Source organism: Thiocapsa sp. C2-2m, from assembly GCF_041903745.1.
Lineage (GTDB): Bacteria > Pseudomonadota > Gammaproteobacteria > Chromatiales > Chromatiaceae > Thiocapsa > Thiocapsa roseilacustris.
This window is the reverse complement of sequence record NZ_JBBWVD010000090.1, coordinates 1-5,246: the sequence shown is the minus strand read 5'-3', so window position 1 is coordinate 5,246 and position 5,246 is coordinate 1. Positions and strand designations below refer to the sequence as shown.

Annotated in this window: 12 protein-coding genes; 8 read left to right on the top strand and 4 right to left on the bottom strand. The window is 58.3% G+C overall.

Going from position 1 to position 5,246, the window contains the following annotated elements:
• The coding region (locus AADX97_RS28580; RefSeq protein WP_374237558.1) for a hypothetical protein at nt 1-223 on the top strand (223 nt) is incomplete at its 5' end.
• 223 nt (nt 224-446) lie between these two features.
• Here AADX97_RS28580 and AADX97_RS28575 read toward each other — a convergent pair.
• Entirely contained in the window at nt 447-1,010 is a 564-nt protein-coding gene (locus tag AADX97_RS28575; RefSeq protein WP_374237557.1) for a transposase, read from the bottom strand.
• 248 nt (nt 1,011-1,258) lie between these two features.
• On the opposite strand from AADX97_RS28575, the gene AADX97_RS28570 reads away from it, so the two are divergent.
• The 7 genes from AADX97_RS28570 to AADX97_RS28540 all read left to right on the top strand — a co-directional run bounded on the left by AADX97_RS28570 (nt 1,259) and on the right by AADX97_RS28540 (nt 4,015).
• Nucleotides 1,259-1,489 (top strand): DUF433 domain-containing protein, encoded by a 231-nt coding sequence (locus tag AADX97_RS28570; RefSeq protein WP_374237556.1) that lies wholly within the window; start codon nt 1,259-1,261, stop codon nt 1,487-1,489.
• Nucleotides 1,486-1,818 (top strand): DUF5615 family PIN-like protein, encoded by a 333-nt coding sequence (locus AADX97_RS28565; protein WP_374237555.1) that lies wholly within the window; start codon nt 1,486-1,488, stop codon nt 1,816-1,818. The genes AADX97_RS28570 and AADX97_RS28565 overlap by 4 nt, the downstream gene beginning before the upstream one ends.
• Before the next feature lie 113 nt (nt 1,819-1,931).
• Nucleotides 1,932-2,300, top strand: a complete 369-nt coding sequence (locus AADX97_RS28560; protein WP_374237554.1) for a DUF4351 domain-containing protein — start codon at nt 1,932-1,934, stop codon at nt 2,298-2,300.
• Nucleotides 2,301-2,369: 69 nt separating this feature from the next.
• Nucleotides 2,370-2,768, top strand: a complete 399-nt coding sequence (locus tag AADX97_RS28555; RefSeq protein ID WP_374237553.1) for a nucleotidyltransferase domain-containing protein — start codon at nt 2,370-2,372, stop codon at nt 2,766-2,768.
• A gap of 81 nt (nt 2,769-2,849) precedes the next feature.
• Nucleotides 2,850-3,206 carry a HEPN domain-containing protein gene (locus AADX97_RS28550; RefSeq protein ID WP_374237552.1) on the top strand — a complete coding sequence of 119 codons (357 nt, stop codon included), beginning with the start codon at nt 2,850-2,852 and terminating at the stop codon, nt 3,204-3,206.
• A gap of 117 nt (nt 3,207-3,323) precedes the next feature.
• Nucleotides 3,324-3,584: an antitoxin family protein gene (locus tag AADX97_RS28545; protein WP_374237551.1), complete on the top strand. Its 261-nt coding sequence runs from the start codon at nt 3,324-3,326 to the stop codon at nt 3,582-3,584.
• Nucleotides 3,584-4,015 (top strand): type II toxin-antitoxin system VapC family toxin, encoded by a 432-nt coding sequence (locus AADX97_RS28540; protein WP_374237550.1) that lies wholly within the window; start codon nt 3,584-3,586, stop codon nt 4,013-4,015. Before AADX97_RS28545 ends, AADX97_RS28540 begins: the two co-directional genes overlap by 1 nt.
• Nucleotides 4,016-4,093: 78 nt before the next feature.
• On the opposite strand, the gene AADX97_RS28535 is transcribed toward AADX97_RS28540, so the two are convergent.
• The 3 genes from AADX97_RS28535 to AADX97_RS28525 form a co-directional block, all read right to left on the bottom strand.
• The gene (locus AADX97_RS28535) at nt 4,094-4,321 is read right to left on the bottom strand and encodes a DUF2283 domain-containing protein (RefSeq protein WP_374237549.1); all 228 of its coding nucleotides are present in this window, start codon (nt 4,319-4,321) and stop codon (nt 4,094-4,096) included.
• On the bottom strand, nt 4,318-4,557 hold the full coding sequence (locus AADX97_RS28530; RefSeq protein WP_374237548.1) for a hypothetical protein: 240 nt from the start codon (nt 4,555-4,557) through the stop codon (nt 4,318-4,320). The genes AADX97_RS28535 and AADX97_RS28530 overlap by 4 nt, the downstream gene beginning before the upstream one ends.
• Nucleotides 4,558-4,938: 381 nt before the next feature.
• Nucleotides 4,939-5,246 (bottom strand): DUF1501 domain-containing protein (locus AADX97_RS28525; RefSeq protein WP_374239361.1); only part of this gene is annotated, 308 nt, incomplete at its 5' end.

The following is a 5,246-nucleotide window of genomic DNA, read 5'->3' as shown; positions in this document are numbered from 1 at the left end:
TCTGCTGTCGAATGTCGATGCGGTCTATGTCGAGGCATCTTATGTCGAGCTCTACGAGGGCCAAGCCTTGCACGCGGAGATCGAGCGCTTTCTGATCGATGCCGGGTTCAGCCTGGACGGGCGCTTCAATACCCATGTCCACCAGGGTGAGCCGGTGCAGGCGGACCTGCTGTTTCGGCGCCGAACTTCCAGAACTTCCAGCATGCGCGAACCAAAGCCATGAGCGAAAATAGGCACATGTCTGACCCCGCTTGACCCCTGACCCCGCTTGACCCCGATCGCCGATTGCAGAACGCGGCAAAGGTGCTGGGCTTGGAATCCCCATTCGCCGTCGGTCGGCTCTGAATCCCAGCGGTCCCGCTTTCCGGAAAAAGTGGTCGTAGCCCCTTGCGGGAACCGCGTCGGGTGCTGCGTGTGCAGGTGGCAGACGATATGATCAGAGTCCTTCAAGCTGTTGCTGGCGGTTCGCGTCGGGTGTTTCGTGCGGTGTGTCGACCGGCTTTGTCGGCCGTCCCCGCTGCGTCCTCCCGACGCATGTTCCCAGCGTCGCCTCGATGTGTTCTCGAAACCGGTCGTTGCCGAGAGGTGTGCCTGTTTGCAGACAGTCCCGGATGTTTGACCATCCCGGCGCGGACCGGGTTGAGCTCGATGTAGGTGTAGCAGGCGAGCAGGTAGGCTTCCGTCTGCACCAGGCTGAATTTGAAGCGCCCCTCCCACAGTGTTCCGCTGCGCCGATAGGTGTGATTGATGTAGGGGACGTACCGTCGCCCGAGGTACTGCATGCTCCGGCTGACGCCATCGGCGTCATCCGAAGTCATGAGCAGATGGACGTGGTTGGTCATCAGCACATACGCATGTATCCTGCATGACCAACGCTCCGAGGCTTCCTTCAACCAGTCGAGATACGCTCGGTAGTCGAGGTCGTCAAAGAAGATCGGCTGCCGGTTGTTGCCGCGTTGGACGACGTGAACGGGAACTCCGGGAAGGAAGAATCTTGGCTTGCGGGGCATCGGACCGGATATCGGTTGATCGTTACCGAGGAAGTCTAGCATCGAGAAAGGGCTCTGACCCCTTTTCCTTGGACTTCAACGCCAGGTGTTCAACGAGCGATTGGCCCCGGTGCCCGCGAATGGCATGAAGTGGCTGCGATGCTTGTGCATGACCGATCAGATGCCGCGCAACCGGCAGCCAAGACTCCATGGTTCGGGAACGAAGGCTGTGAGCGAAAATAAATCTGTCCCCTTATTTGGAGATAGCGATGGCAACAAAGCGACTTGAGCGCATCACCTTGGAGCCAGGGAAATGCAGCGGCAGCCCCTGCATTCGCGGATATCGAATGCGCGTCAGCGATATTTTGAGCCTGCTCAGCAACGGCGCTTCCCACGCCGAAATCCTTGAGGATTATCCGTTTCTTGAGGAAGAAGATATTCTTGCTGCCTTGGAGTACGCTGCCATCCAGGCCAGCCATTCAATCCTGATTGCAGCATGAAGCTCTTGGTGGACAACCAACTACCGGCAGCCCTCGCACGCTACTTGGCGGATAGCGGATTTGATTGCCAGCATGTTCAGGATCTAGGCATGGAAACGAGCGATGATCGCGCTATCTGGGAACTAGCAAAATCCGAGCGGCTGGTGATCGTGACCAAAGATCAAGATTTTTCGTTGATGGCGGATCGGCAAGTTGATCATTCACCGCAAGTGGTTTGGGTCAGAATCGGCAATTGCAGGAAAGCCGCGTTGCTCGCAACCTTCTCTGCAATTCTTCCCGACTTACGCAACTTCCTAGAGGAAGGGAAAGGCGTCATTGAGATTCGCTGAGAGGAGCGGGCCCTGCTCGACCATTTGCCCTGCCCGGGATAAAAATCGCGGAAAAGGGCTCTGACCCCTTTAACTGACCCCTTTAACCGACCCCTTTAACCCAGGCGGCCGCGGTGCCCGCCGAGGTCCGCGAGGTCCTCGGCGAGGTCTTGGAGTATTGGTTTTTCGAGCGATTTCGCGGACTCACCGCGAAGGAGATTCGGGCGATGTTGAATCTGGTGACTCCCATCCAGGAAACGCGGGCCTATCAGTCGATCTTTGCCGAAGGCGAGGCCAAGGGCGAGGCCAGGGGCGAGGCCAAAGGCAAGGTCGAGGGCAAGGCCAGTACATTGAAGCGCCTATTGGCGCGCCGTTTCGGCCCTGTCCCGGCCTGGGCGGAGCGGCGGATCGACGCGGCCGAGATTGCGCAGCTGGACGTTTGGCTCGACGGCATTTTCGATGCCGCGAACGTGGAAGACCTGATTGGTCCCGAGTCCGGTTGAAGGGCGAGCCGGTGCAGGCGGGGATCTGCTGTTTCGGTGCCGAGTTTCGAGCGCGTGCGAACCAAAGTCATGACCGAGAAAATAAATCTGTCCCCTTTTCTAGCGGATGGAGTCAACCCGGATCCTGTTGAACATCACATTGACCCTGAGACAGAGAAGGCCGTGCAACGCTTTCTCGCCTTGATCTCCGAGCGCTACGACATGGCCGGAGCCATCGTCTTCGGCAGCCGGGCGCGGGGGACTCATCGTCCCGACAGCGATGCGGATGTCGCGGTGCTCCTGCGCGGCGAACACCTGCGCTTCCTCACCACAAAGTTGGCCATGGCCGATGTGGCTTTCGATGTGCTTCTGGAAACCGGTATTGCGATTTCGCCGTTACCCGTCTGGCTCGACGAATGGGAGCATCCCGAGACCTACTTGAACCCGACTTTGCTCCGGAACATTGCACGGGAAGGTATCCGGCTGTGAGAAGACATCCCCTGACACCAGTCGCCTTGATGGCGAAGGCGGAGCGAGCCGCAGCGTCGGCGCGAGCTTTGCTCGACCTGGGTGGGCGATGTGGACGGTGCCTGCAATCGCGCCTACTACGCCATGTTCGCCTCGGCCCGGGCTGCGCTGCTTGCGTCCGGGGTGCCGCTCGCATCGAACATCGACCGCACGCACAGATGCCTCATCAGTGCGTTCGGCAACGATCTCGTCAAGAATGGACCCGTTTCAAAGGAGATGGGCCGATTCTTAAACCGTGCCGAGGAACTCCGCCTGGTGGCTGACTACACCGGCGAGGCAGTGGAACTAAGCGATGCGCGCGAGATGGTGGAACAGGCGGAAACCTTCGTCGCGGCCATGCGCACCGAGTTCATGCCAGAGGATTCCGATGTCGGAACGATGCAATCAAGCCATGACTAAAGACAGCGAGCCGTCCATGTTCGTGATCCCGAAACCATCAAGGCTGTGCAATAGGCGACCTGACCCTGTTTTTTTTTCCTAGCAAGCCCCCGCGTTCCCGAGGCGAAAAGGTGAACCATGACTCAACATCTACGAGCGATTTACGAAGACGGGGTCTTCCGCCCGCTTGAACCGGTCTGCCTCAAAGATCACCAAGAGGTCACGTTGGTATTGGAGATAGCCGAATCGCTTCAAGGAAACGAAGCGGCATCACTCCCGATTTGGGAGTTTGCCGCCGAACTTGCGCGCGATGTTCCCGCTGAGGAGTGGAGCACTCTTCCATCAGATGGCGCGACGGAGCTCGATCACTACCTCTACGGACCGAACAAAACCCGCTAATGCAAACGGTGTTTGCTGATACCTGTTACTGGATCGCCTTACTGAATCCCCGAGATCAATTGCACGACCGCACTGTTCGCGTCAGCCAGTCGCTCCGATCGGTTCGAATCGTTACAACGGACGAGGTGCTCACGGAGTTTCTAAACTATTTCGGCGATCGGGGTGTTTTGCTACGTCAAACCGCAACCCGGATGGTTGCGCAGATCCAAGTCGACAAGAAGATTCACATCGAACCGCAATCCCGTGAGACTTTCGATGCCGGCTTCAGGTTTTTCCGCGCGAGACTCGATAAAGGCTACAGCCTGACAGACTGCATCTCTATGGATCTCATGCAGCATATGCAACTCACCGAAGTGCTGACCAATGACGGGCATTTCTCCCAAGAGGGGTTTTCCTGTCTGTTGCGCGAGGATGTGCAATGGGAGAACTGACCCGGCCTTCCCATATTGCTTTTCAAGACCTAGCCCCCGAACCCCCGAAAGGGCTCTGACCCCTTTTCCGGTGGTTGGTCATGCGGCACGATGCCGCGAAAGTCCGTGTTCCAGATCAAGGGTGTAGGACAAGATGGTCTTGATATCCATCCTATTCGACGCATCCAGAATTTCGATCCCGACGATTTTGCCGTCGCTGGTCGTGTCGAGATTGACGCCCGCCGCGATCTCGATGGCGCCGTCGGGAGATTGGTCGCCCAGACTCAGATACAGGGCATCGATGTCATCGTCATAGTGGACTTTCATGGGCTCACTCTCTTCTTGAGCGGATAGTTCATGATCACGGTGACCCGGTCGTTCTCACGGGATACGATGATTTTCAGGGGATAGCTCATGCCAGGGATGGTTTTCAGGATCTCCTCTTGACCATCTTGTAGGGTTGCCTCGGAAATTGCTTTCGTTATCACCGATAACGACAGGTTATAGAGCTTTGCGCGACGTTTGGCATGCCTTGAAAAGCGTATATCCATGTTGCCGATCACAAAACTCCTCTAAGCAAAGACGGGTCCATGGCGTGTCCGGCGTCGGTCATCCGGGATCCCACCTTCGAGTGTCGCGCCTGCGACGCCGGCGCGATGGTTTCGACAGACAGATCACCGGCTTGCCATGACAGATCGCGGGATCGATCTGAACGGGCTCGTTCAGATTCATGCTGCTCTCCCAAGGTTGCGTTGACGGTGGCGCTGAAGCTGATGATAGCGGACTTGGCAGGGCGCGCGAGCTCGGCAACGGTAAATGGTCGCTCATCGCCACAAGGCCGCCGACAACATCGTCATTGAGCTGACATGCCGCTTGCGGACCAGCCGCTCAGCCCGTCCCCGGTTTCCCGCGGTCATTAAGACGGGTCCCAACGTGCGCCTCCCTCAAACCCAACCCATCACCGGAAACCGCTCCTGCCATTCCGGGTTCGCCATGCCCCACCAGTTCACGGCGACGGTTGAATAGAGACGCCGAAAATCCGTCGTATAGCGCAGATCCCCGCCATCCAGCGCGGTCAGATCGGGCGGATCGCCGTACAGCCCACCCTTCACCCGGCCACCCAGCACCAGTTGCGGCGCGGCCGTGCCGTGGTCGGTTCCCAGGCTCGCGTTTTCCGCGACCCGCCGCCCGAACTCGGAATAGCTCATCACCAGCACCCGATCCCAAAGACCCGCCCGCTCGAGCGTCTCCC